Source organism: Streptomyces sp. NPDC006259 (assembly GCF_042870975.1).
GTDB lineage: Bacteria > Actinomycetota > Actinomycetes > Streptomycetales > Streptomycetaceae > Streptomyces.
In genome coordinates, this window is the sequence record NZ_JBIAHY010000004.1 from 887,849 (window position 1) to 910,888 (window position 23,040).

Sequence of the window (23,040 nt, forward strand, 5' to 3'; positions counted from 1 at the left end):
GTCTGGTGGAAGATACAAATGGGCGGGAAGGCGCTCAGTTGCTTTCCCGCTCAGTTGCCACGCGCCGGAGCCGCATATCGATTCCGCTCGACCAGCGCGTAGGTCTGCGTGGCGATCTCCAGTTCCTCGTCGGTGGGCACCACGGCGACCCGCACCCGCGCGCCCGCGGGCGAGATCAGCCGCGGCTCGTCACTGCGTACGGCGTTCAGCTCGTCGTCCACCGCCAGGCCCAGGGAATCCAGGCCCGCGACGGCCGCCTCGCGCACCGGCGCCGAGTTCTCGCCGACCCCGGCGGTGAACGCGACCGCGTCCACCCGGCCGAGCACGGCGTAATAGGCGCCGATGTACTTCTTCAGACGGTGAATGTAGATGTCGAAGGCGAGCTTCGCCCGCTCGTCACCCTCGCCGATCCGCCGCCCGATCTCCCGCATGTCGTTGTCGCCGCAGAGGCCGATCAGCCCGCTCTTCTTGTTGAGAAGAGTGTCGATTTCGTCGATGGACATTCCACCAACACGTGCCAAATGGAAGATGACGGCCGGGTCGGCGTCCCCGGACCGGGTACCCATGACCAGGCCTTCGAGAGGCGTGAGTCCCATCGAGGTGTCGACGCACTTCCCGCCGCGTACGGCGGAGGCGGACGCCCCGTTGCCCAGGTGCAGCACGATGACGTTCACCTCCTCGGGGGCCTTGCCCAGCAGCTTCGCGGTCGCCCGGGAGACGTAGGCGTGCGAGGTGCCGTGGAAGCCGTAGCGCCGGACGCGGTGCTCGTCGGCGGTCCGCACGTCGATCGCGTAGCGCGCCGCCGACTCCGGCATCGTGGTGTGGAAGGCGGTGTCGAAGACGGCGACCTGCGGCAGGTCCGGGCGCAGCGCCCGCGCCGTACGGATCCCGGTCAGGTTGGCCGGGTTGTGCAGCGGGGCCACCGGGATCAGCCGCTCGATCTCCGCGAGCACCGTCGCGTCGATCAGGGTCGGTTCGGTGAAGTGCTTGCCGCCGTGCACCACCCGGTGCCCGATCGCCGCCAACTCCGGTGAATCCAGGCCCAGTCCGTCCTTGGCGAGTTCTTCGGCGACGGACTTCAGGGCCGCCTGGTGGTCGGGGATGGGCCCGGTCCACTCGCGGGACTCGCCCGTCGCGAGCGGCGTGTGCCTGAGCCGCGAGGTCCGCTCGCCGATGCGCTCGACGAGCCCCTGCGCCGGACGGCTGCCGTCGCGCATGTCGAGCAGCTGGTACTTCACCGAGGACGAGCCGGAGTTCAGGACGAGGACCCGCGAGGAGGGGGCCGGACGCGGCTCGTCGGGCAGGGCGGCGCGGGGCGACGGGTGGGAAGTCACTGCTGGGGAACCTTCTGGTCGAGGGTCTGGGCCTGGATCGCCGTGATGGCGACGGTGGTGACGATGTCCTGCACGAGCGCGCCGCGGGACAGGTCGTTGACCGGCTTGCGCAGCCCCTGGAGCACCGGTCCGACCGCGATCGCGCCGGCCGAACGCTGCACGGCCTTGTAGGTGTTGTTACCGGTGTTGAGGTCGGGGAAGATCAGCACACTGGCCTGTCCCGCGACCTCGGAGCCCGGCAGCTTGGTCGCCGCGACGCTCGGCTCCACGGCCGCGTCGTACTGGATCGGCCCCTCGATCCGCAGGTCGCCTCGCCGCTGCCGGACCAGCCCGGTCGCCTCGCGCACCTTGTCGACGTCGGCGCCCGAACCGGACGTGCCCGTCGAGTACGACAGCATCGCGATCCGCGGCTCCACACCGAACTGGGCGGCGGTGGCGGCCGACTGGATGGCGATGTCGGCGAGCTGCTCGGCGTCCGGGTCGGGGTTCACCGCGCAGTCGCCGTAGACGAGGACCTTGTCGGCGAGGCACATGAAGAAGACGGACGAGACGATGTCGGCGTCCGGCTTGGTCTTGATGATCTCGAAGGCGGGCCGGATCGTGGCGGCCGTGGAGTGGACGGAGCCCGACACCATGCCGTCGGCCAGACCCTCCTGCACCATCAGCGTGCCGAAGTAGTTCACGTCGGAGACGACGTCGTACGCCAGCTCCACCGTGACGCCCTTGTGGGCGCGCAGCCGCGCGTACTTCTCGGCGAAGGAGTCGCGCAGTTCGCTGGTGGCCGGGTCGATCAACTGGCAGTCGCCCAGGTCGATGCCGAGGTCGGCGGCCTTCTTGCGGATCTGGTCGGCCGGGCCGAGCAGGGTCAGGTCGCAGACCCCGCGGCGCAGCAGGACCTCGGCCGCGTGCAGCACCCGCTCCTCGGTCCCCTCGGGGAGGACGACCCGGCGGCGGTCGGAGCGGGCCTGCTCCAGCAGCTTGTGCTCGAACATCATCGGCGTGACGCGGTCGCTGCTCGGCGCGGACACCCGCTTCAGCAGGTCGGCGGTGTCGACGTGCCGCTCGAAGAGGCCGAGCGCGGTCTCCGCCTTGCGCGGGGTGGCCGCGTTCAGCTTGCCCTCCAGGGAGAACAGCTGCTCGGCGGTGGGGAAGCTGTTGCCGGCCACGGACAGCACGGGCGTTCCGGGCGCCAGGCGGGCGGCGAGCGTGAGGATCTCCTGGCTCGGCACCTCGCCCAGGGTCAGCAGGACGCCGGCGATCGGCGGGGTGCCGGCGCTGTGCGCGGCCAGTGAGCCGACGACCAGGTCGGCCCGGTCGCCGGGGGTGACGACGAGGGCGCCGGGCGTCAGGGCGTTGAGGAAGTTCGGCAGCATCGCGCCGCCGAAGACGAAGCCGAGGGCGTCGCGGGCCAGGCCCGAGTCGTCGCCGAGCAGCACCTTCGCCCCCAGGGCCGTGCTGACCTGCGCGACCGTCGGCGCCGACAGGGCGGGCTCGTCGGGCAGCACGTAACAGGGCACCGGCAGCCGGGAGACGAGCTGTCCGGCGATCTCCTCGCGGTCCTCGCGGGCGACCCGGTTGGCGATCATGGCGATGACGTCGCAGCCCAGGCCGTCGTAGGCGCGGTAGGCGTTGCGCGTCTCGGCGAGCACCGACTCGGCGGTCTGCCGGCGGCCGCCGACGACGGGGATCACGGAGGCGCCGAACTCGTTGGCCAGGCGGGCGTTCAGGGACAGCTCGTCCGGGAACTGCGTGTCGGCGTAGTCGGTGCCCAGGACCAGGACGACGTCGTACTCGCGGGCCACCCGGTGGAAGCGGTCGACGAGCGTGGAGACCAGTTCGTCGGCGCCCCGCTCGGCCTGGAGGGCGGACGCCTGGTGGTAGTCCATGCCGTAGACGGTCGCGGGGTCCTGCGACAGCCGGTAACGGGCACGCAGCAGGTCGAACAGGCGGTCGGGCCCGTCGTGGACGAGGGGGCGGAAGACGCCCACCCGGTCGACCTGGCGGGTCAGGAGTTCCATGACCCCCAACTCGACGACCTGGCGGCCGTCGCCGCGGTCGATCCCGGTCACGTACACGCTGCGCGTCACGCGTGCTCTCCGTTCCGTCTGGGTGGCTTCCGCCTGGCTCATAAAAATCGCCCACCGAGGTGAGCAGAACCCTCTTGACAATACCCCTGACCGCGGATAAGGCGCCCGTCAAGCGACAGTCTCTCCGGGGGCATGAAAGAATCGGAGCTGGCTCACCGGTACCCACAGCGAGCAGGAGACACAGCAGGATGCGCATCGGAGTCCTCACCGCAGGCGGCGACTGCCCCGGCCTGAACGCAGTGATCCGGTCGGTCGTGCACCGCGCGGTCGACAACTACGGCGACGAGGTGATCGGCTTCGAGGACGGATACGCCGGTCTGCTCGACGGCCACTACCGCACGCTCGACCTGAACGCCGTGAGCGGCATCCTGGCCCGCGGCGGCACGATCCTCGGCTCCTCCCGGCTGGAGCGCGACCGCCTCCGCGAGGCCTGCGACAACGCCTCGGACATGATCCACGAGTTCGGCATCGACGCGCTGATCCCGATCGGCGGCGAGGGCACGCTGACGGCGGCCCGGATGCTGTCCGACGCGGGTCTGCCGGTCGTCGGCGTCCCGAAGACCATCGACAACGACATCTCCTCCACGGACCGCACCTTCGGGTTCGACACGGCCGTGGGCGTCGCCACCGAGGCCATGGACCGCCTGAAGACCACGGCGGAGTCCCACCAGCGCGTGATGGTCGTCGAGGTCATGGGCCGGCACGCGGGCTGGATCGCCCTGGAGTCCGGCATGGCGGCCGGTGCCCACGGCATCTGCCTGCCCGAGCGCCCCTTCGACCCGGCCGACCTGGTGAAGCTGGTCGAGGAGCGGTTCGCGCGCGGCAAGAAGTTCGCGGTGATCTGCGTCGCCGAGGGCGCCCACCCCGCCGACGGCACCATGGACTACAGCAAGGGCGCGATCGACCAGTTCGGCCACGAGCGCTTCCAGGGCATCGGCACGGCGCTGGCGTACGAGCTGGAGAAGCGGCTCGGCAAGGAGGCCCGGCCGGTCATCCTCGGCCACGTCCAGCGCGGCGGTGTGCCGACGGCCTACGACCGGGTCCTCGCGACCCGCTTCGGCTGGCACGCGGTCGAGGCGGCGCACCGGGGAGAGTTCGGCATGATGACCGCGCTGCGCGGCACCGACGTGAAGATGGTGCCGCTCGCGGAGGCGGTCACCGAGCTGAAGACGGTGCCCAGGGACCGGATCGACGAGGCGGAGTCGGTCTTCTAGACCCCGTCTTCCGGACCCCTGGTCCCCGGGCCCCCCTCAGCCGGAGTTGCTCTCGACCGCCGTCCAGAAGTGTTCGGTGATCCGGTCGAGGAAGTCCCGGCCGGTGTCGCTCGCGGCGCCGGCCGCGCCGCCGTCGCCCCAGCTCAGCGTGGCCGTCATCTGCCCCTGGTAGCTGTGGTGCAGCTGCTGGAGGGTGGCCTCCAGCAGGCGCCGGTCCAGCGGCACGATCCTGCCGATCTGCTTGGTGTAGGCCTGCCAGCGGGAGCCGACCGCGCCGCGCAGGAGTTCGGCGAGTTCGGCCTCCCGGTCCGTGACGGCGACCAGGTCGGGCAGGGTCAGACCGAGCAGCTGCGTGAGCACGGCGGACTGGCGGTCGGTGCCGCGCCACTGCCCGCTCTCCTCCATGCGCAGATAGGCGGGCAGCTCCTGGCCGACCGCGCGGGCGACGTCCTCCGGGGCCACGCCCCGGGCGATGCGGAACTCACGGAGCGTGCGCGGGCGGCCGGTCAGTTCGGCGGGGGAGCACCACAGGACGCCGGCGAGGGCGGTCAGCTCCGGGCTGCTGGGGGACGTGGCGGCGCGCTCCCAGGAGACGACGAGTTCGGGAGTGGCGTAGGGGAGCCCGAACGAGACGCGCAGGCCGTGGGCGACGTGGTCCGGGGTCATCCCCAGCGCGGCGCGCAGCCGACGGGCGGCGAGGGCGTCGAAGGGGGGACCGGGCTGGTGGGTGTGGGGCAGGGGTCGGGGCACGGGGCACACCGTAGGCGTCGCAAGCTGCTGTGACTACGGGCCGTTCGGCCATAGTCACCGGTTGTGGGAACCTACGGTGAGGAGATTCCGTCGGTTCCTCCCCTTGCGGCCGGTGCCGGGGCGCTACTCGGCCCGCCCGCGGCCTCTCACCGGCCGGCCGGGACCCACCGATACACCAGTTCCGGCCTTCCCACCTGGCCGTACAGCGGTTTGCGTTCCGCCCTTCCCGCCTCCACCAGGTGCTCCAGGTAGCGGCGGGCGGTGATGCGGGAGATCCCCACCGCCTCGGCCACCCGCGCCGCGGTGAGTCCCTCCGCCGCCTCCCGCACGGCGCCCGTCACCCGTTCCAGGGTCGGGCCGCTCAGGCCCTTGGGCAGTGCCGCGGGGCCCGGTGCGCGCAGGGTGGCCAGGGCGCGGTCGACCTCGTCCTGGCCGCTCGCCTCGCCGGCCGCGCCCCGGAACTGCGCGTACCGCACGAGACGGTCCCGCAGGGTGGCGAAGGTGAACGGTTTCAGCACGTACTGGACGACGCCGAGCGAGACGCCCTCCCGGACCACCGTCAGATCGCGCGCCGAGGTGACCGCTATCACGTCCGCGTGATAGCCCGCCGCCCGCAGCGAGCGCGCGAGCTGGAGTCCGTGCCCGTCCGGCAGATGCAGGTCGAGCAGGAGCAGGTCCACCGGCGTACGGTCCAGCAGGCGCCGCGCCTCCGCACCGGTGTGCGCCTTGCCCACCGCCACGAACCCCGGCACCCGGCCGACGTACAGGACATGCGCGTCGGCGGCGACGGGGTCGTCCTCGACCACCAGCACCCGGATCGGCCCTTCGCCCGGAACTCCCGGAACGCCTGTCATCGCTCGCCTCCCGACGCCGGCACGGCGGCGACCGTCGTGCGCAGGGGCAGCCGTACCTCGAACTCCGCTCCGCCGCCCTCGGCCTCCGCCACCGACAGTGTGCCGTCGTGGCGGTGCACAGCCTGCCGTACGAGCGCCAGACCGAGGCCGCGGCCCCCGGGTCCGGACTGTTTCGTGGAGAAGCCCCGTTCGAAGACCTGCTCGGCGTGGGCCGGGTCGACCCCGGCGCCGGTGTCCGCCACCCGCAGCACCAGCTCGCCGCCGCCCCCGGCGCGGTGCTCGGTGCACGCGGTCACCCCGACCCGCGCCCGCACGCTGCCCTGCGCCGCGTCCACGGCGTTGTCGATGAGGTTGCCGAGGATGGTGACCAGGTCCCGGGCGGGCAGCGACTCCGGGAGCAGCCCGTCGTCGAGGCCGCTGCCGCGCGACACCACCAGCTCCACGCCCCGCTCGTTCGCCTGCGCGGTCTTGCCCAGCAGCAGCGCCGCCAGCACCGGCTCGCTCACCGCGGCCACCACCTGGTCGGTGAGCGCCTGGGCGAGTTCCAGTTCGGCGGTCGCGAAGTCCACGGCCTCGTCGGCGCGGCCCAGTTCGATGAGCGAGACGACGGTGTGCAGCCGGTTCGCCGCCTCGTGGGCCTGCGAGCGCAGGGCCTGCGTGAAGCCGCGCTCCGAGTCCAACTCGCCCATCAGCGACTGGAGTTCGGTGACGTCGCGGAGTGTCACCACCGTGCCCCGGCGCTCTCCGCCGGACACCGGCGAGGTGTTCACCGCCACCACCCGGTCCGCCGTCAGATGCACCTCGTCGACCCGCGGTTCGGAGGACAGCAGGGCGCCGGTCAGCGGGGCGGGCAGACCGAGTTCGGCGACCGACCGGCCCACCACCTCTCCCGAGACGCCGAGCAGTTCACGGCCGCCGTCGTTGATCAGGGCCACCCGGTACTGGCCGTCCAGCATCAGCAGTCCCTCGCGCACCGCGTGCAGCGCCGCCTGGTGGTAGTCGTGCATCCGGCTCAGCTCGGCCGCGTTCATGCCGTGGGTGTGGCGGCGCAGCCGGGCGTTGACGACGTACGTGCCGACCGCGCCCAGCGCGAGGGCGCCGGCCGCGACGCCGAACAGCGCCGTCACCTGGTCCTGCACCCGTTTGGTGATCGCCTCCACCTTGATGCCCGCGCTGACCAGGCCGATGATCCGGCCGTCGTCGTCCTCGACGGGGGTGACGGCGCGGACGGACGGGCCGAGGGTGCCGGTGTAGGTCTCGGTGAAGGTGTCGCCCTTCAGGGCGGGCGCGGTGTTGCCCCGGAAGTGCAGGCCGATCTGCCTCTCGTCCGGGTGGGTCCAGCGGATCCCCGCCGGATTCATGATCGTGACGAAGTCGACCTCGGTGTCGTGCATGATCCGCAGCGCGTACGGCTGGAGTTCGGCCGTCGGGTCCGGGGTGCCGATCGCCTCCCGCACGGAGGGGGAGTCGGCGACCGAGCGGGCCACCGCCGAGGCCTGCCGGCTCGCGGCCTCCTCGGCCTGGCCGCGGTCGCTGACATAGGTGAACAGCGCGTAACCCGCGACGACGACCGCGATCAGGACGGCCTGCATGGCGAACAGCTGGCCGGCCAGGCTGCGGGGTCTCGGGACGGGGATGCGCATGCCGTCAGTGTGCCCCCGGCGTCAGGCGTGAACTAAATGAACGGAAGGGTGACCGCGCTCACAGGGCGGGGGGATAGTCACGGCATCCCCCATACCCCCGGACGTGAGCCGCACGCCGGTGATGCCGACGAAGACGTCAAGGAGGGCAGCCGTGGCCGCCAGCACCCCCGATACGGCATCCGCCGTACCCGCCGCCAAGCGGGACCGCACGCACTATCTGTACATCGCGGTGATCGTCGCGGTCGCCATCGGTATCGCCGTGGGCCTGATCGCTCCGGACTTCGCGGTCGAGCTGAAGCCCATCGGTACCGGCTTCGTGAACCTGATCAAGATGATGATCTCGCCGATCATCTTCTGCACGATCGTGCTCGGCATCGGATCGGTCCGCAAGGCCGCCAAGGTCGGCGCCGTGGGCGGTATCGCGCTCGGCTACTTCATGGTCATGTCGCTGGTGGCCCTCGGCATCGGCCTCGTCGTCGGCAACATCCTGGAGCCGGGCACCGGCCTCGCGCTCACCGACGCGGTCAAGGAGACCGGTCAGGCGCAGGTGTCGGCGGAGGCCAAGGACACCACCGAGTTCCTGCTCGGCATCATCCCGACCACGGTCGTCTCCGCCTTCACCGGCGGGGAGGTGCTCCAGACGCTGCTCGTCGCGCTGCTCGCGGGCTTCGCCCTCCAGGCCATGGGCGAGGCCGGCCAGCCGGTCCTGCGCGGGGTCGAGCACATCCAGCGGCTCGTCTTCCGCATCCTCGGCATGGTGATGTGGGCCGCCCCGATCGGTGCCTTCGGCGCGATCGCCGCCGTCACCGGCTCGGCCGGCGTCGACGCCCTCAAGAGCCTCGCCGTCCTGATGCTCGGCTTCTACGCCACCTGTTTCCTCTTCGTCTTCATCGTGCTCGGCACACTGCTGCGGATCGTCTCGGGGCTGAACATCTTCGTCCTGTTCAAGTACCTGTTCCGCGAGTTCCTGCTGATCCTGTCCACCTCGTCCTCCGAGTCGGCGCTGCCGCGCCTCATCGCGAAGATGGAGCACCTGGGCGTCAGCAAGCCCGTCGTCGGCATCACCGTCCCGACCGGCTACTCCTTCAACCTCGACGGCACCATGATCTACATGACCATGGCCTCGCTGTACATCGCCGACGCGATGGGCACGCCGATGTCGGTCGGTGAGCAGATCCCGCTGCTGCTGTTCCTGCTGGTCGCCTCCAAGGGTGCCGCCGGTGTCACCGGCGCCGGCCTGGCGACCCTGGCCGGCGGCCTCCAGTCGCACAAGCCGGCCCTGGTGGACGGCATCGGCCTCATCGTCGGCATCGACCGCTTCATGAGCGAGGCCCGCGCCCTGACGAACTTCGCGGGCAACGCCGTCGCCACGGTCCTGATCGGCACCTGGACCAAGGAGATCGACAAGGAGCGCGTGGGGCGGGTGCTCGCGGGCGAGCTGCCCTTCGACGAGAAGACCCTGCTCGACGACGCCCACGGCGGCCACGACGCCCCGGTGGCGGAGGTGCCCGAGCAGCGCGAGGAGGGCGAGAAGGAACTCGCCAAGGCCTGACGCCCCCTGAGTGGCGCGTCTCCTCCCACTCCGGGTGTCCGGCCCCGCCTGAACCGGGGCCGGACACCCGGTGCACGCCGGGCGGCTGAGTACTCCCCCGTAGCTCAGCCGCCCGGTTCAGCTTCTTCTCCCGCAGGCCCCCGGTGTTCGCCACCGGGGGCCCGCGGCGTTTTCCGTGCGGCCGCGGTCGGTCAGCGGGTCCCGTCGACCTTCGTCACCAGTGCGGTGGCCAGGGTGGCGGGCACGCCCGCGGCGGTCAGCGTCGTGACGGCGGCCGAGTGGCCCGCCTCGTGGGTGCTCAGCAGCTCGTCGTTGACGGCCTCCATCAGCGCGAACACGATCTGCTCGTGCACGTACGCCAGCGCCGGCGCCGGCAGCGGTGAGACGAAGGTCCCCTCGTCCAGGCCGCGCTGGAGCAGCCGGACCGTGGACCGGCGGACCGGGGCGAGCCGCTCCCGGATGCCCTGCATGGTGACCGTGCGCTGGGCCAGCGCGACCAGCAGGCGGTAGCGGTCGGCGATCCGCCACACGGCCAGCACGGACCGGGCCAGTTCCTCCGCCGGGTCTCCGGCGGCCTCCCGCTCCGGCTCGTGGGCGGCCGCCAGCGCCGCCACCGCCTCGTCGACCAGCGTGCTGATCAGCGCCTCCCGGCTGGGGAAGTGGCCGTACACCGTGCGCCGTACGACCCCGGCGGCGCGGGCGATCTGGTCCATCGAGGCATCCGGGTCGCGCAACAGTTCGGCGAGGGCCACATCGAGGATGCGGCGTCGGTTTGCCTCGGCGCGACTGCTGTTACCCGTGGTCATGGCGGCCATTGTGCCTGCCTTCCGGGGATGGCTCGTTCCGCACCCTGGATTTGCACAGTGCTGTGCAGTAGCCGTATATTGCACAGTGTTGTGCAAATGTAGCCGCGTACGTCCCGAGGAAGGCGATCCCTGCCATGCGACTCGTCATGAACGAACCGGTCGAAGAGATGGAGGGCCCCTACCGCCGACGCTGGTGGGCGCTTCTCGTCCTCTGTCTGAGCCTGTTGATCATCGTGATGGCGAACACCGCCCTCACGGTCGCCGCGCCCGCCATGACCGAGGACCTGGGCCTCTCCAGCGCCGACCTCCAGTGGGTCATCGACGGCTACACCGTGCCGTACGCGGCGCTGATGCTGCTGCTCGGCGCGATCGGTGACAAGTACAGCCGGCGTGGGGCGCTCGTCCTCGGACTCGTGGTGTTCGCCGGCGGCGCGGTCTCCGGCTACCTCGCCGACAGCTCCACCGCCGTGATAGCGGCCCGCGCCGTGATGGGCGTGGGTGCCGCGCTCATCATGCCCGCGACGCTGTCGCTGCTCGCCGCCACCTTCCCGCGCGCCGAACGCGCCAAGGCCATCACCCTGTGGACCGCGACCGCGGGCCTCGCCATCGCGGCCGGTCCGCTCGTCGCCGGCGCGCTGCTGGAGAACCACGGCTGGTCGTTGACGTTCCTGATCAACGTGCCCGTCGCCGTCGTCGCGATCGTCGGCGCCCTCGTCCTCGTTCCGCCGTCCAAGGCCGGGCACCACGACCGCATCGACTACGTCGGCGGACTGCTGTCGGTGGTCTGGATCGGCGCGCTCGTCTACATGATCATCGAAGGGCCGCACTTCGGCTGGGGCCCCAAGGCGATCGGCGCGGCGGTCGTCGCCGCCGCGGCCCTGCTCGCCTTCGTCCTGTGGGAGCTGCGCCACCCGCGCCCGGTGCTGGACGTCCGCCGCTTCACCGACCGCCGCTTCGCCGGGTCCAACCTCGCCGTCGCCCTGTTCTTCCTGGCCGTCTTCGGCGCCTTCTACTACCTCACCCAGCACCTCCAGTTCGTCCTCGGCTACGACGCCCTCGACACCGGCCTGCGCATGCTGCCCCTGGCCGGCGCGGTGTTCGTCGGCTCGGCCCTGACCGCCTACCTCACCCCGCGCGTCGGCATGAAGTGGACGGTCACCGCGGGCATGGTCGGCGGCACGGCGGCCCTCGCCCTCCTCACCCAGGTCGACGCCGCCTCCTCGTACGGCGACTTCGTGGCGCCCCTCGTCGTCCTCGGGGTGGCGATCGGACTCGCCCTGTCGCCCTGCACGGACGCGATCATGGGGGCCTTCCCCGAGTCCGAACTGGGCGTCGGCGGCGCCGTGAACGACACCTCGCTGGAGCTGGGCGGCTCCCTCGGCATCGCGATCCTCGGCTCGCTGCTGGGCACGTCGTACTCCGACCACCTCCGGGACGCCGCGTCCGGCAGCGGCCTCCCAGCCGGCACCCTCGCCACCGCCCAGGACTCGGTCGGCGCCGGGTACGCCGTCGCGCAGGGCGTCGCCGACAAGGCGCGCCGGCTCGGTGAGCAGGCGACCGGGTCGACCGACCCGGGGCAGGCCGCGCAGCTCAAGGAGCAGGCCGCCCGGCTCGCCGAGAACGCGCGGCACATGGCCGACTCGGTCTCCTCCTCCTTCGCGGACGCGGTGGCCCACACCAGCCTGGTCGGCGCCGTGGTCCTCGGCGTCGGAACCGTACTGGTGGCGGTGCTGCTGCCGGGCCGGGGCAAGCCGGCGTCGGCCGAGGCGGAGGACGCGGAGAAGGACACGGCGGGGGAGCGGGGCCTCAGCGGGGTGCGCTGAACCTCGTGCGGTGCCGCCGACGTGCCGGCCACGTCGGCGGCACCTGCCGTCGTCCACCTATGCCGTCGGTCGACCGCTGCCGTCGATCACGCCCAAGGGTCGGTGATCTCCCGCAGCGACGTCAGCGCCTCCCGCAACTGTCGCATCCGGCGCTTGCCGAGGTGCTCCTCCCACTCCTTCTCCACCTCCGCGACCACGCCGTCGGCGACCGCCTTCGCCGCCCACGCCTTCTCCGCGCCGCACACCAGCCGGGCCCGCCGGTCGGTCGGGTCCGGCACGCGCCGCACGTACCCCGCCTTCTCCAGCTGGTCGACCAGGAACCCGGCGGTCTGCTTGGTGACCTGGGCCTGCTCGGCGAGGTCCGTCAGCCGGGTGCCGTGCGGGCCGACGCGCTGGAGGACCCGGGCCTGGGCGGGGGTGAAGTCGTCGAAGCCCGCTTCGGCGAGGGCGGCGAAGACGCGGTTCTCCAGGGCCCGGTACGGGAGGAACAGCAGGACGCCCGTGTTGATCTCCGGCTCCGCCTCGCCGGGGCCGCCGTCCGTCGTCACCGCCGACACCTCCTCGCCCCGCTTCGGCACACCTTGACTTTGGTCAGTGTGTCTGACTAATTTGGTTAGAGAAGCTTACCACTTGAGTGGGTGATTCCCGTGGGTGCGGTGCTGGACGAGGACACGTGCTGGCAGGTCATCGACCGTGAACGGACGAGCCTGGCCGACCTGTTGGAGGGGCTGGGTCCCGATGAGTGGGAGAGGCCCACACAGTGCGGGGACTGGCGGGTGCGCGACGTGGCCGCGCATCTGACGGTGGCGGCCCGCTTCTCCTACGGCCAGGTGCTGGGCGAGATGGTCCGCGCCCGCGGCGACTGGAACCGCATGATCCATGACAGCGCCGTCCGTGAGGCGCGGCGCCCGACCGCCGAGATCGTCGCCCTGCTCCGCTCGACCATCGGCTCCCGTCGCCTCGCCCCCACCACCAGCCGCCGCGAGCCCCTCATCGACATCCTCGTGCACGGCCAGGACATCGCCCTCGCCCTCGGCCGGGACCGTGAGATGCCCCGCGAGGCGGCCCGCGACGCCGCGGACCGGGTCTGCACGATGCGCGTCCCACCCCGGCCCTGGCCCCTCCCACGGGCCCGGCTGGTCGCCACGGACATCGAGTGGAGCCACGGCGAGGGCACGGAGATCCGCGGCCCGATCGCGGCCCTGCTGCTCCTGCTGACGGGCCGGCGGGCCGCGGCGCAGGCACGACTGCCCGGGACGGGCTGAACCCGCGCGCGGGGAGGCAGGGTCGCCCGGACGGGAGGATGCCGCTCGCGGCGGAGGCGCGTTCGCTCTGGGGGGCTTGTAGCGCTCGCGGGGGTCGCGCTACCTGTACGTCGGCCCCCGCCCCCTTGCCCCGCTCGCCCCCCCCGCTCGCCCCGAGCCGTCCGCGGGGCCATGCCGCCGCGGGCGGATCGAGGCCCCCTGCGGTTGTCGCGGTGCCCGTACGTCTGCCGCCCGCCCCCGTGCCCCGGTCGGGGCCGAAGTCGCCCGTGGGGCCGTGCCGCCACGGGCGGATCGAGGCCCTGCGGCGGTCGCCGTGCCCGCCCGTCTGCCGCCCGCCCCGTGCCCCGGTCGGGCCCGAGCTGTCCGCGGGGGCATGTTGCCGCGGCGGGCCGAAACCGCCCGCGGGTTCATCTTGCCGTCGGCCGAAACCGTCCGCAGGGTCACCTTGCCGCGGCCGGATCGACGCCCCCTGCGGCGGTCGCGGTACCCGCCCGTCCGCCGCCCGCCCCGTGCCCCGGTCGGGCCCGAGCTGTCCGCGGGGGCATGTTGCCGCGGCGGGCCGGAACCGCCTGCAGGTTCATCTTGCCGTCGGCCGAAACCGTCCGCAGGGTCACCTTGCCGCGGCCGGATCGACGCCCCCAAGCGGTGGTCGCCGTAACCGCGGCTCAGCCGCCCGCCCCCAGGGTCTCCGCGACCGCTCGTCCGAGCCACTGCCGGGCGTTGCCGAAGGTGAAGCCCAGCCGGACCGCGCGGGAGTTGTCCAGGGGATAGGAGCGCCGGAAGGCGAGGGGCGAGATCTCGCCGACCTCGACCTCGTGGAAGACGGTCCTGCCATCGGGGAAGTGACCGGCCAGCGCCCCGCACAGGTCCTCGGTGGTCAGCGGCTGGTGGGAGGCGGCGTTGACGGGCCCGGTGAACTCCTCGCCCGCCGCCCAGAACAGGAAGTCGGCGATCTCGTCGACGTGGATGTACGTCGCCGGGTGGTTGGAGACCGGTACGGAGATCGGCTCGCCGGTGCGGACGCGGTCCGCGTAGTGGGCCAGCCGCCCGGTGAAGTCGTCGGCGCCGCCCAGCACGTGCGCGACCCGTACCGCGGTCCAGGGGAACGTGGCGGCCGACGCGAACACCGCCTCCGCCTGCCGCTTGCCCTCGCCGTAGTGGGCGTCGAGGAAGTCCGGGTCACTCCAGGGGAGTCCGAGATCCACGGTGGTGGCCGGCGGATCGACGTCCGTCTCGCGCACGGGGGCGATGGAGTCCTCGTACTCGTAGACCTCGACGGTGGACGTCAGCACGTAGCGGCGGGTGCGGCCGGCCAGGACCCGCACCGCGACGGCCGCCTGGCGCGGGGTGTAGCAGACCTGGTCGACGACGACGTCGAACCGGCGCGGGCCGAGCGCCGCGCGCAGCGCCTCCTCGTCGTCGCGGTCGGCGACGAGATGCACCGCCTCCGCGGGCGGCCGCGAGGACCCGCGGTTGAGGACCGTGACCCGGTCGCCGGCCGCCAGCAGCCTGTCCACCAGCCGCTTGCCGACGTACCGGTTCCCGCCGATGACCAGAACCTCTCGCGCCTTCTCCATGACCATAATTCTCCCGGCGTACCCGCCTGGTATGAAGGGGAAGACATGGGAGATCAGGCCACCGCACCGAAAGAACCACGGCGTCCGCGCGCCGTCGCCGACGAAACATCGGTCGCCTTCGACGCGCTGGACCGGCAGATCCTGCACCTCCTCCAGACGGACGGCCGGATCAAGCTGAGCGAGCTGGGACGCCGGGTCCGGCTGAGCCCGGCCGCGGTGACCGAGCGGGTGCGGCGCCTGGAGGCCGCGGGCGCGGTCACGGGATACGGCGCCCAGGTCGCCCCGGCCCGCCTCGGCTACGGCATCCAGGCGTTCGTCCGGGTCAACCCGCACGGCGGCTACACCCTCGGGCACCCCCGCACCCTGGAGCTGCTCGACCGCCCCGAGATCACCGAGGCCCACCACGTGATCGGCGAGGACTGCTGGCTGCTCAAGGTCGCCGTCACGGACACGGTCCATCTGGAGGAGGTCCTGGAACAGGCCTCGGCGCTCGGGCGGACCACCACGTCGATCGTGCTGTCCTCCCCGGTGCGCGGGAAGCCGCTCCTGCCGCCGGCGTGAGGCCGTGGAGCCGCCGCCCCTTGCCTTGACGTCGGCGTCAAGCCGTACGTTCGTAGGCATGCGAATCGGCGAGCTGGCCGCACGGGCCGGAACCACGACGCGGACGCTGCGGTACTACGAGTCGCGGGGGCTGCTGCCCGCGCGGCGCGACGAGCTGGGTCACCGGGCCTACGACGAGGGTGACCTGCGGGCGTTGCGGCAGATCAGGACGTTGCGCGACTTCGGGTTCGAACTGGAGGAGACGCGGCCCTTCGTGGAGTGTCTGCGGGCCGGACACCCGGAGGGCGACTCGTGCCCGGCCTCGCTCGCGGTGTACCGGCGCAAGCTGGACGAGCTGGACGCGCTCATCGGGGAGCTGACGGCGGTCCGCGAGAAGGTCGCCGGGCAGCTCACGCGGGCCGAGCGGGCGCGCGACGAGCTGGCCGCCGATTCGCTGGCTCCGGGGGGCCCGGAGCCCGTGTGCGAACTGGGAGGGCTGGAGCGGTGACCAAGGTGGCCGGAGTGGACGAGGTGACCGACGCGGAATTCGGGTCGGAGGTGCTCGCGGCGGATCTGCCGGTGCTGGTGGAGTTCACCGCCGACTGGTGCCCGCCGTGCCGGCAGATGGCGCCGGTGCTCAGGGCGCTCGCCGAGGAGGAGGGCGAGCGGCTGAAGGTGGTGCAGCTGAACGTGGACCAGAATCCGGAGACGACCAACCGGTACAAGGTGCTGTCGATGCCGACGTTCATGGTGTTCAGAGGCGGTGAGCCGCTGAAGGCGATGGTGGGCGCGCGGCCGAAGCGACGCCTGCTGGAGGAGTTGTCGGACGTCCTCTGAGCGCCCTGCGCCCTCACGCGGAAAACCCCCGAGCAATTGCGCTCGGGGGTTTTCTCGGCGTATATTCAGTGATTCGCGATTTCGGAGAACCGAATCGCGGACGAGTTCATTGAGCAGAGTATATCCGGGCGGGAGCGGCATTGTCAAACACCGACGCAGGCACCGATGTGAACAACGAGGTGAGTACCGAGGTGAACACCGAGGTAAGCGCGGAATCGAACTCCGAATTCACCGACCGTGAAATGCGCGACGAACAGGAATTCATCGACGGTCTGTACGCGCGCGTGGACGCGCTGCGCGGTGTCACCGAGACCGCCGTCACCGACGCCCTCGCCCAGGGCAACACCCCCATGCAGGCCCGCCTGGAGCGGGACATCCTCGTCGCCGAACGCTCCGGGCTCCTCGCCGCGCTGAACGCCGTGGACGGCTCCCTCTGCTTCGGCCGGATCGACCTGTCCTCCGGCACCAGCCACCACATCGGCCGGATCGGCCTGCGCCGGGACGACCCCGAGCGCACCCCGGTCCTCGTCGACTGGCGGGCCGACGTCGCCCGCCCCTTCTACCTGGCCACCGGCCACACCCCGATGGGCCTGCGCCGCCGCCGGCACATCTCCACCGACGGCCGCCGGGTCACCGCCCTGCACGACGAGTTCCTCGACCTCGGCGACGCCACCCGCACCGGCCACGAGGACCCCGCCGGCGACGCCGTGCTGCTCGCCGCGCTCAACTCCGCCCGCACCGGCCGCATGCACGACATCGTGCAGACCATCCAGGCCGAGCAGGACGAGATCATCCGCGCACCCCACCGCGGGGTGCTGGTCGTCGAGGGCGGCCCCGGCACCGGCAAGACGGCCGTCGCCCTGCACCGCGCCGCCTACCTCCTCTACGAGCACCGCGAACTGCTGGCCAAGCGGGCCGTCCTCATCGTCGGCCCCAACCCCGCCTTCCTCGGCTACATCGGCGAGGTGCTCCCCTCCCTCGGCGAGACCGGCGTACTCCTGGCGACGGTCGGTGAGCTGTACCCGGGCGTGCGGGCGACGGCCACCGACACCCCCGAGGCGGCTGCCGTGAAGGGGCGCGCGGACATGGCCGACGTGCTGGCCGCCGTCGTACGCGACCGTCAGGCGCTGCCCGACCCGGTGATCGCGATCCAGCACGACCGCGAGGTGCTGATGCTCGACGAGGGGCTGGTGGGCGTCGCCCGCGAGCGCGCCCGGGCCGCGAAACTGCCGCACAACGCCGCCCGCGAGCACTTCGAGGGCCACATCCTCAACACCCTCACCGAGCTGTACGCCGAACGCGTCGGCACCGACCCCTACGACGGCTCCAGCCTCCTCGACCCCAGCGACGTCACCCAGATCCGTGACGAACTGGCGGAGAACCCCGAGGTGTGGGCCGCCGTCGACCAGTTGTGGCCGGTGCTCACCCCCCGGCGGGTGGTGGCCGACCTCCTCGCCCACCCGGAGGGGTACCTCCCCGACGAGGACGCCGCCGCCGTCCGCCGCCCGGTCACCCGGGCCTGGACCGTCGCGGACGTCCCACTGCTCGACGAGGCCGCCGAACTCCTCGGCGAGGACGACCGTTCGGCACGCGAGCGCGCCGAACGCGAGCGGCAACGGCAGGTCGCCTACGCGCAGGGCGTGCTCGACGTCTCCTACGCCTCCCGGACCTACGAGTTCGACGACAAGGAGGACGAGGACAGCGAGGTCCTGTCGGCCCACGACATCATCGACGCCGAACGCTTCGCCGAACGCCACGAGGAGGACGACCACCGCAGCGCCGCCGAGCGCGCGGCGGCCGACCGCACCTGGGCGTTCGGGCACATCATCGTCGACGAGGCGCAGGAGCTGTCCCCGATGGCGTGGCGGCTGCTGATGCGGCGCGTCCCGACCCGCTCCATGACCCTGGTCGGCGATCCGGCGCAGACCGCCGAGGCGGCCGGCGTCGGCTCCTGGTCCGGCATCCTCGAACCGTACGTCGGGGACCGCTGGGACCACACCCGGCTGGGCGTCAACTACCGCACCCCCGCGGAGATCATGGACGTGGCGGCGGCCGTCGTCCGCGCCGAGCAGCCGGACTTCGTACCGCCGAGTTCGGTCCGGTCCACCGGCGTACGGCCCTGGGCGCGCGCCACCGACGACCTGCCCGACGCGGTCGCCGGGGCGGTGGCCGAGCTGACCCCCGCGGAGGGGCGGCTCGCGGTGATCGCCCCCCGGGACCTGCACCGCCGGCTGGCGGCCCGCCTCGACGGGGTCACCGCGGACGCCGACCCGGACCTCACCCACAAGGTCGTCCTCCTGGACCCCCGCCAGTCCAAGGGCCTGGAATTCGACTCGGTGCTGGTCGTGGAACCGTCCCGCTACGGCACGAGCGACCTGTACGTCGCCCTGACCCGGGCCACCCAGCGGCTGGGAGTCCTGCACACGGGCCCCTTGCCGAAGCCGCTGGCGGAGGCCCTCGGGTAACGGCTACGCCGGGCGCAGCCACACCGTCGACAGCGGGGGCAGCGTCAGGCGGACGGACGCCGGGTGGCCGTGCCACGGCTGAGGCTCCGGCTTCACCGGGTCGGGGTGGAACACGTCACTGCCCCCGTACCGCCCGGCGTCCGTGTTGAGCACCTCGTACCACGCGGGTATGTCGTCCGGCACCCCCAGCCGGTAGTCGTGGCGGACGACGGGCGAGAAGTGGGACACCGCCAGCAGCGGCGTGCCGTCCGCGTCCAGGCGCAGGAAGGCGAGGACGTTGTCGTCGGCGGCGTCCCCCACCACCCACTGGAAACCGTCCGCGGCGGTGTCCCGCTCCCACAGCGCCGGCGTCGACCGGTAGACGGCGTTCAGATCGCCGACCAGTTCCCGCACACCACGATGGTCGGCCTCCGCCCCGTAGGCGGGGTCGAGCAGCCACCAGTCGGGTCCGCGCTCCTCCGACCACTCCGCGCCCTGGGCGAACTCCTGCCCCATGAAGAGGAGTTGCTTGCCCGGGTGGGCCCACATGTACGCCAGGTACGCCCGCAGGTTCGCGCGCTGCTGCCACCAGTCGCCCGGCATCTTCGACACGAGCGACTTCTTGCCGTGCACGACCTCGTCGTGCGAGATGGGCAGCACGTAGTTCTCGCTGTAGGCGTACACCATGGAGAAGGTCATCTCGCCGTGGTGGTACTTGCGGTACACGGGCTCGTGGCTCATGTACTGGAGCGAGTCGTGCATCCACCCCATGTTCCACTTCAGCCCGAAGCCGAGCCCGCCGAAGCCGCTCGGCCCCCGGTGGTGGGTGGCGCGGGTGACGCCGTCCCAGGCCGTGGACTCCTCCGCGATGGTCACGACGCCGGGGACCCGCCGGTACACGGTGGCGTTCATCTCCTGGAGGAAGGCCACCGCGTCGAGGTTCTCCCGGCCGCCGTGCTCGTTCGGTGTCCACTGGCCCGGTTCGCGCGAGTAGTCGAGGTAGAGCATGGAGGCGACGGCGTCCACCCGGAGCCCGTCGATGTGGAACTCCTCGCACCAGTACACGGCGTTGGCGACGAGGAAGTTGCGCACCTCGCGCCGCCCGTAGTCGAACTCCAGCGTCCCCCAGTCGGGGTGCGCGGCCCGCAGCGGGTCCGCGGGCTCGTACAGGGGCCGCCCGTCGAACTCGGCCAGTGCCCAGTCGTCGCGCGGGAAGTGCGCCGGCACCCAGTCCATGAGGACGCCGATGCCCGCCCGGTGCAGCGCGTCCACGAGGAACCGGAAGTCGTCGGGTGTGCCGAGGCGGGCCGTGGGCGCGTAGAAGCCGGTGACCTGGTAGCCCCAGGAGCCGCCGAAGGGATGCTCGGCGATCGGCATCAGCTCGACGTGCGTGAAGCCCAGCTCCTTGACGTACGCGGGAAGTTCCTCGGCCAGCCGGCGGTAGGTCAGTCCGGGGCGCCAGGACGCGAGGTGGACCTCGTAGATCGACAACGGCGCCTCGTGGGCCGGGCGGTCCCCCCGACTCGCCATCCACTCGGCGTCGCCCCACTCGTAGTGCGAGGCCTCCACCACCGACGAGGTGGCCGGCGGGGTCTCCGTACGGCGGGCCATCGGGTCGGCGCGCTGGGTGCGGGAACCGTCGGGCCGGGTGATGTCGAACTTGTACAGCTCACCTTCGCCGATCCCCGGCACGAACAGCTCCCACACCCCGGAGGAGCCGAGCGAACGCATCGGATGGGCGATGCCGTCCCAGAAGTTGAAGGTGCCCACGAGCCGCACCGCGCGTGCGTTGGGCGCCCACACGGAGAAGCGGGTTCCGCTCACGCCCTCGTGGACCATCGGGTGCGCGCCGAGCACCGTCCACAGTTCCTCGTGCCGTCCCTCGCCGATCAGATACAGGTCCAGGTCGCCCAGGGTGGGCAGGAAGCGGTACGGGTCCTCGGTCTCCTGGACCGTCTCCTCGTACGCGACGACCAGACGGTAGGCGGGGACCTCCGGCAGAGGCAGCAGGCCGGAGAAGAAGCCGTCACCCTCGTCGTGCAGGTCGGCGCGCAGTTCGTCCGTGACGACGGTGACCGAGAGCGCGTGGGGGCGGAAGACGCGGACGGCGATCCCGCCGGGCGCCGGGTGCGCGCCGAGCACGGCGTGCGGGTCGTGATGCGTGCCGTGCGACAACCGTTCACGGTCACCGGCGTCCAGCGCCGGCGGGACGGCTATGTCGACCGGCCCGGCCGGGGGGCCGACGGGACCCTTGCCGACGGCGCCTTCGCGTGGAGCGGTCCTCCTCGCCCCGGTCTTCCGCTTCGGCGGGGTCTTCTTCGTCGAGGCCTTCGCCGTGACGGCCTTCTGGGCGACCGCCTTCTTGGTGACGGCCTTCTTGGCCACGGCCTTCTCGGTGGCGGCCTGCTGCGTCGAGGTCTCGGCGGCGGTGACCTTCTCCGCGGGGGCCTTCCCGGCCGCCGCCTTCCTGCCCGCCGCCTTCTTGGCCGTCGCCGTCCTGGCCACCGTCTTCTCGACCGGGGCCTTCTCGACCGGGGCCTTCTTCGGGACCTTCGGGTTCTTCGGGTCGGAACCGTGGGGGGACGGGGGGCTGGGAGTCACGGGGCAAGCCTCCTCAGGACGGGTCGGATGCGGCGAGCCGACGTATCGCGGACAGCGGGACGGAAAGCCAGTCGGGGCGGTGCCGGGCCTCGTAGACGACCTCGTAGACCGCCTTGTCCGTCTCGTAGGCCCGTAGCAGTACGGGATCGGTGCGGGGGTCGGCACCGGACACCTCGGCGTAGCCGGTGCAGTACGCGGCCCGGCACACCTCGGCCCAGCCGGGGGCCGCGGGGTCGGCGGACAGGGCGGCGTAGTCGAAGGAGCGCAGCATGCCCGCCACGTCCCGGACGGCCGGCTGGGGCATCCTGCGCTCGGCCAGCGGGCGGGCCGGCTCGCCCTCGAAGTCGATCAGCGACCACTCCCCGGACGGCGCGCGCAGGCACTGCCCGAGGTGCAGGTCGCCGTGGACGCGCTGGGCGGTCCAGGTCCGGCCCTCGGCGGCGAGGTCGGCCAGTGCCGAGAAGGCGGTGCGCAGACCGGGTGCGTGGGGGCGCAGCGCGGGTACGGCCTGGGCGGCCGCGTCGAGCCGCTCGATCATGCCGTCCACCAGGGGGCCGAGCTGGGCGTGGCCGAGGGTGGCGGTGGGCAGCGCGCGGGCCAGTGCCGTGTGCACCTCTGCGGTGGCCCGGCCCAGCGCCCGTGCCTCGGCGCCGAAGTCCTCGCCCTTGGCCAGTTCCCGCAGCGCCAGCTCCCAGCCGTCCGTCGCGCCCTGCACGTACGGCTGGAGAACGCCGAGGACGTACGACTCGCCGGGGCCGTCCTCCAGGTCCGCGTGGAGCCACGCGGTCGGCGCGGGCACCCGCGAGGAGCCTTCGCGGGCCAGGGCCAGCGGCAGTTCCAGATCGGGGTTGACGCCGGGCACCACCCGGCGCAACAGCTTGAGAATGAACGTATCTCCAAAGACGACCGACGAATTCGACTGCTCGGCGGTCAGCCGGCGGGGCACGAGACCGGCGCGTATCTCCTGTGCGGGGTCCCGCTCGCAGCGCAGCACGCCGATCCGGGCCTCGGTGCGCAGCGCCTCCAGGAGGATCTCGGCGGGCCGGGTGTCGTACAGGGCGTCGTACACGGTCCGGCCGCCGAGCGGTCCGTCCGGCACATGCCCGATCATCGCGGGCGCCAGCCGGGGCGGCAGCGCCTCGCGCGCGCCGATCAGCAGCTGGTAGCAGTCGCCGGGCGCGGCGCCCTGGTGGGCGCGGACCAGCAGGTGGTAGAGGCCCAGCCTGGAGGTGGCCGGCACCAGCTCGGTGCCCGCGACCAGCGAGAAACCCGTGACCGGACTCCCCTTGCCGGCGAACCAGCGCTGCCGCGGCAGCCACTCCCGCAGCAGGGGGGCCAGTGACGCGAGGAGCCCGGGGCTGGTGGTCGTGCCGGAGAGTGTGACCGTTTCCGCCATGGCGTCACGTCCTTTCCCCGCGGGGGTCGGGGTGTTACTGATGCGTGCCCCGGGCGGGGCGGGAGAAACCGCCCCGCCGCGGGGGTTCTAGACGGTCTCCTTGCGCAAGCGGAACCAGTAGAAGCCGTGTCCCCCGAGAGTGAGCAGATATGGCAGTTCACCCACGGCGGGAAAACGGACTCCGCCGAACAGCTCCACGGGATGGCGGCCGCCGAACCGGCTCAGGTCCAGTTCGGTGGGCTGGGCGAAGCGGGAGAAGTTGTGGACGCACAGGACGAGGTCGTCCTCGTACTCGCGCAGGAAGGCGAGGACGGCCG

General features: G+C 72.2%; 19 protein-coding genes. 8 read left to right on the plus strand and 11 right to left on the minus strand.

Annotated features, from left to right (window positions below; genetic code table 11):
* Window positions 1–50 precede the first annotated feature (50 nt).
* Window positions 51–1,334, minus strand: a complete 1,284-nt coding sequence (locus ACFYO5_RS20605) for an acetate kinase (RefSeq protein ID WP_388710345.1) — start codon at window positions 1,332–1,334, stop codon at window positions 51–53.
* Entirely contained in the window at window positions 1,331–3,421 is a 2,091-nt protein-coding gene (gene pta / locus ACFYO5_RS20610) for a phosphate acetyltransferase (protein WP_356567505.1), read from the minus strand. The genes ACFYO5_RS20605 and pta overlap by 4 nt, the downstream gene beginning before the upstream one ends.
* Before the next feature lie 188 nt (window positions 3,422–3,609).
* On the opposite strand from pta, the gene ACFYO5_RS20615 reads away from it, so the two are divergent.
* A complete protein-coding gene (locus ACFYO5_RS20615; protein WP_356567503.1) occupies window positions 3,610–4,635 on the plus strand; it encodes an ATP-dependent 6-phosphofructokinase in 1,026 nt (341 codons plus the stop codon).
* Window positions 4,636–4,671: 36 nt separating this feature from the next.
* On the opposite strand, the gene ACFYO5_RS20620 is transcribed toward ACFYO5_RS20615, so the two are convergent.
* The 3 genes from ACFYO5_RS20620 to ACFYO5_RS20630 all read right to left on the minus strand — a co-directional run bounded on the left by ACFYO5_RS20620 (window position 4,672) and on the right by ACFYO5_RS20630 (window position 7,882).
* Entirely contained in the window at window positions 4,672–5,385 is a 714-nt protein-coding gene (locus ACFYO5_RS20620; protein ID WP_388710348.1) for an XRE family transcriptional regulator, read from the minus strand.
* 146 nt (window positions 5,386–5,531) lie between these two features.
* A complete protein-coding gene (locus tag ACFYO5_RS20625; protein WP_356567499.1) occupies window positions 5,532–6,239 on the minus strand; it encodes a response regulator in 708 nt (235 codons plus the stop codon).
* Window positions 6,236–7,882, minus strand: a complete 1,647-nt coding sequence (locus tag ACFYO5_RS20630; protein ID WP_388710350.1) for an ATP-binding protein — start codon at window positions 7,880–7,882, stop codon at window positions 6,236–6,238. Before ACFYO5_RS20630 ends, ACFYO5_RS20625 begins: the two co-directional genes overlap by 4 nt.
* A 121-nt stretch (window positions 7,883–8,003) precedes the next feature.
* Here ACFYO5_RS20630 and ACFYO5_RS20635 point away from each other — a divergent pair, with 121 nt between their 5' ends.
* Window positions 8,004–9,434, plus strand: coding sequence for a cation:dicarboxylate symporter family transporter (locus ACFYO5_RS20635; protein ID WP_388710456.1), 1,431 nt, complete (start codon window positions 8,004–8,006; stop codon window positions 9,432–9,434).
* A 191-nt stretch (window positions 9,435–9,625) separates the two neighbouring features.
* On the opposite strand, the gene ACFYO5_RS20640 is transcribed toward ACFYO5_RS20635, so the two are convergent.
* Window positions 9,626–10,249 carry a TetR/AcrR family transcriptional regulator gene (locus ACFYO5_RS20640; protein WP_356567495.1) on the minus strand — a complete coding sequence of 208 codons (624 nt, stop codon included), beginning with the start codon at window positions 10,247–10,249 and terminating at the stop codon, window positions 9,626–9,628.
* 125 nt (window positions 10,250–10,374) lie between these two features.
* Between ACFYO5_RS20640 and ACFYO5_RS20645 the strand changes: the two genes are divergently transcribed.
* Window positions 10,375–12,063 carry an MFS transporter gene (locus tag ACFYO5_RS20645; protein WP_388710352.1) on the plus strand — a complete coding sequence of 563 codons (1,689 nt, stop codon included), beginning with the start codon at window positions 10,375–10,377 and terminating at the stop codon, window positions 12,061–12,063.
* An 86-nt stretch (window positions 12,064–12,149) separates the two neighbouring features.
* Here ACFYO5_RS20645 and ACFYO5_RS20650 read toward each other — a convergent pair whose 3' ends face one another.
* Window positions 12,150–12,611, minus strand: coding sequence for a MarR family transcriptional regulator (locus ACFYO5_RS20650; protein WP_356567724.1), 462 nt, complete (start codon window positions 12,609–12,611; stop codon window positions 12,150–12,152).
* A gap of 90 nt (window positions 12,612–12,701) precedes the next feature.
* Here ACFYO5_RS20650 and ACFYO5_RS20655 point away from each other — a divergent pair, with 90 nt between their 5' ends.
* Window positions 12,702–13,328 carry a maleylpyruvate isomerase family mycothiol-dependent enzyme gene (locus tag ACFYO5_RS20655; RefSeq protein WP_356567492.1) on the plus strand — a complete coding sequence of 209 codons (627 nt, stop codon included), beginning with the start codon at window positions 12,702–12,704 and terminating at the stop codon, window positions 13,326–13,328.
* Window positions 13,329–13,993: 665 nt separating this feature from the next.
* Here ACFYO5_RS20655 and ACFYO5_RS20660 read toward each other — a convergent pair.
* Window positions 13,994–14,905 (minus strand): NAD-dependent epimerase/dehydratase family protein, encoded by a 912-nt coding sequence (locus ACFYO5_RS20660; RefSeq protein WP_388710355.1) that lies wholly within the window; start codon window positions 14,903–14,905, stop codon window positions 13,994–13,996.
* A 45-nt stretch (window positions 14,906–14,950) separates the two neighbouring features.
* On the opposite strand from ACFYO5_RS20660, the gene ACFYO5_RS20665 reads away from it, so the two are divergent.
* The 4 genes from ACFYO5_RS20665 (at window position 14,951) to ACFYO5_RS20680 (ending at window position 18,747) form a co-directional block, all read left to right on the plus strand.
* On the plus strand, window positions 14,951–15,466 hold the full coding sequence (locus tag ACFYO5_RS20665) for an Lrp/AsnC family transcriptional regulator (protein ID WP_356567489.1): 516 nt from the start codon (window positions 14,951–14,953) through the stop codon (window positions 15,464–15,466).
* A gap of 58 nt (window positions 15,467–15,524) precedes the next feature.
* Window positions 15,525–15,953 carry a MerR family transcriptional regulator gene (locus ACFYO5_RS20670; protein WP_388710357.1) on the plus strand — a complete coding sequence of 143 codons (429 nt, stop codon included), beginning with the start codon at window positions 15,525–15,527 and terminating at the stop codon, window positions 15,951–15,953.
* Window positions 15,950–16,282, plus strand: a complete 333-nt coding sequence (trxA, locus tag ACFYO5_RS20675; protein WP_388710359.1) for a thioredoxin — start codon at window positions 15,950–15,952, stop codon at window positions 16,280–16,282. The genes ACFYO5_RS20670 and trxA overlap by 4 nt, the downstream gene beginning before the upstream one ends.
* 242 nt (window positions 16,283–16,524) lie before the next feature.
* On the plus strand, window positions 16,525–18,747 hold the full coding sequence (locus tag ACFYO5_RS20680; protein ID WP_388710361.1) for a HelD family protein: 2,223 nt from the start codon (window positions 16,525–16,527) through the stop codon (window positions 18,745–18,747).
* A gap of 3 nt (window positions 18,748–18,750) precedes the next feature.
* Here the strand turns inward: ACFYO5_RS20680 and glgB are convergent, their stop codons facing one another.
* The 3 genes from glgB to ACFYO5_RS20695 form a co-directional block, all read right to left on the minus strand.
* A complete protein-coding gene (glgB, locus tag ACFYO5_RS20685; protein WP_388710363.1) occupies window positions 18,751–21,327 on the minus strand; it encodes a 1,4-alpha-glucan branching enzyme in 2,577 nt (858 codons plus the stop codon).
* Between the two features lie 13 nt (window positions 21,328–21,340).
* Entirely contained in the window at window positions 21,341–22,723 is a 1,383-nt protein-coding gene (locus ACFYO5_RS20690) for a phosphotransferase (protein WP_356567480.1), read from the minus strand.
* A gap of 87 nt (window positions 22,724–22,810) precedes the next feature.
* The coding region (locus ACFYO5_RS20695) for an alpha-glucosidase C-terminal domain-containing protein (RefSeq protein ID WP_356567478.1) at window positions 22,811–23,040 on the minus strand (230 nt) is incomplete at its 5' end.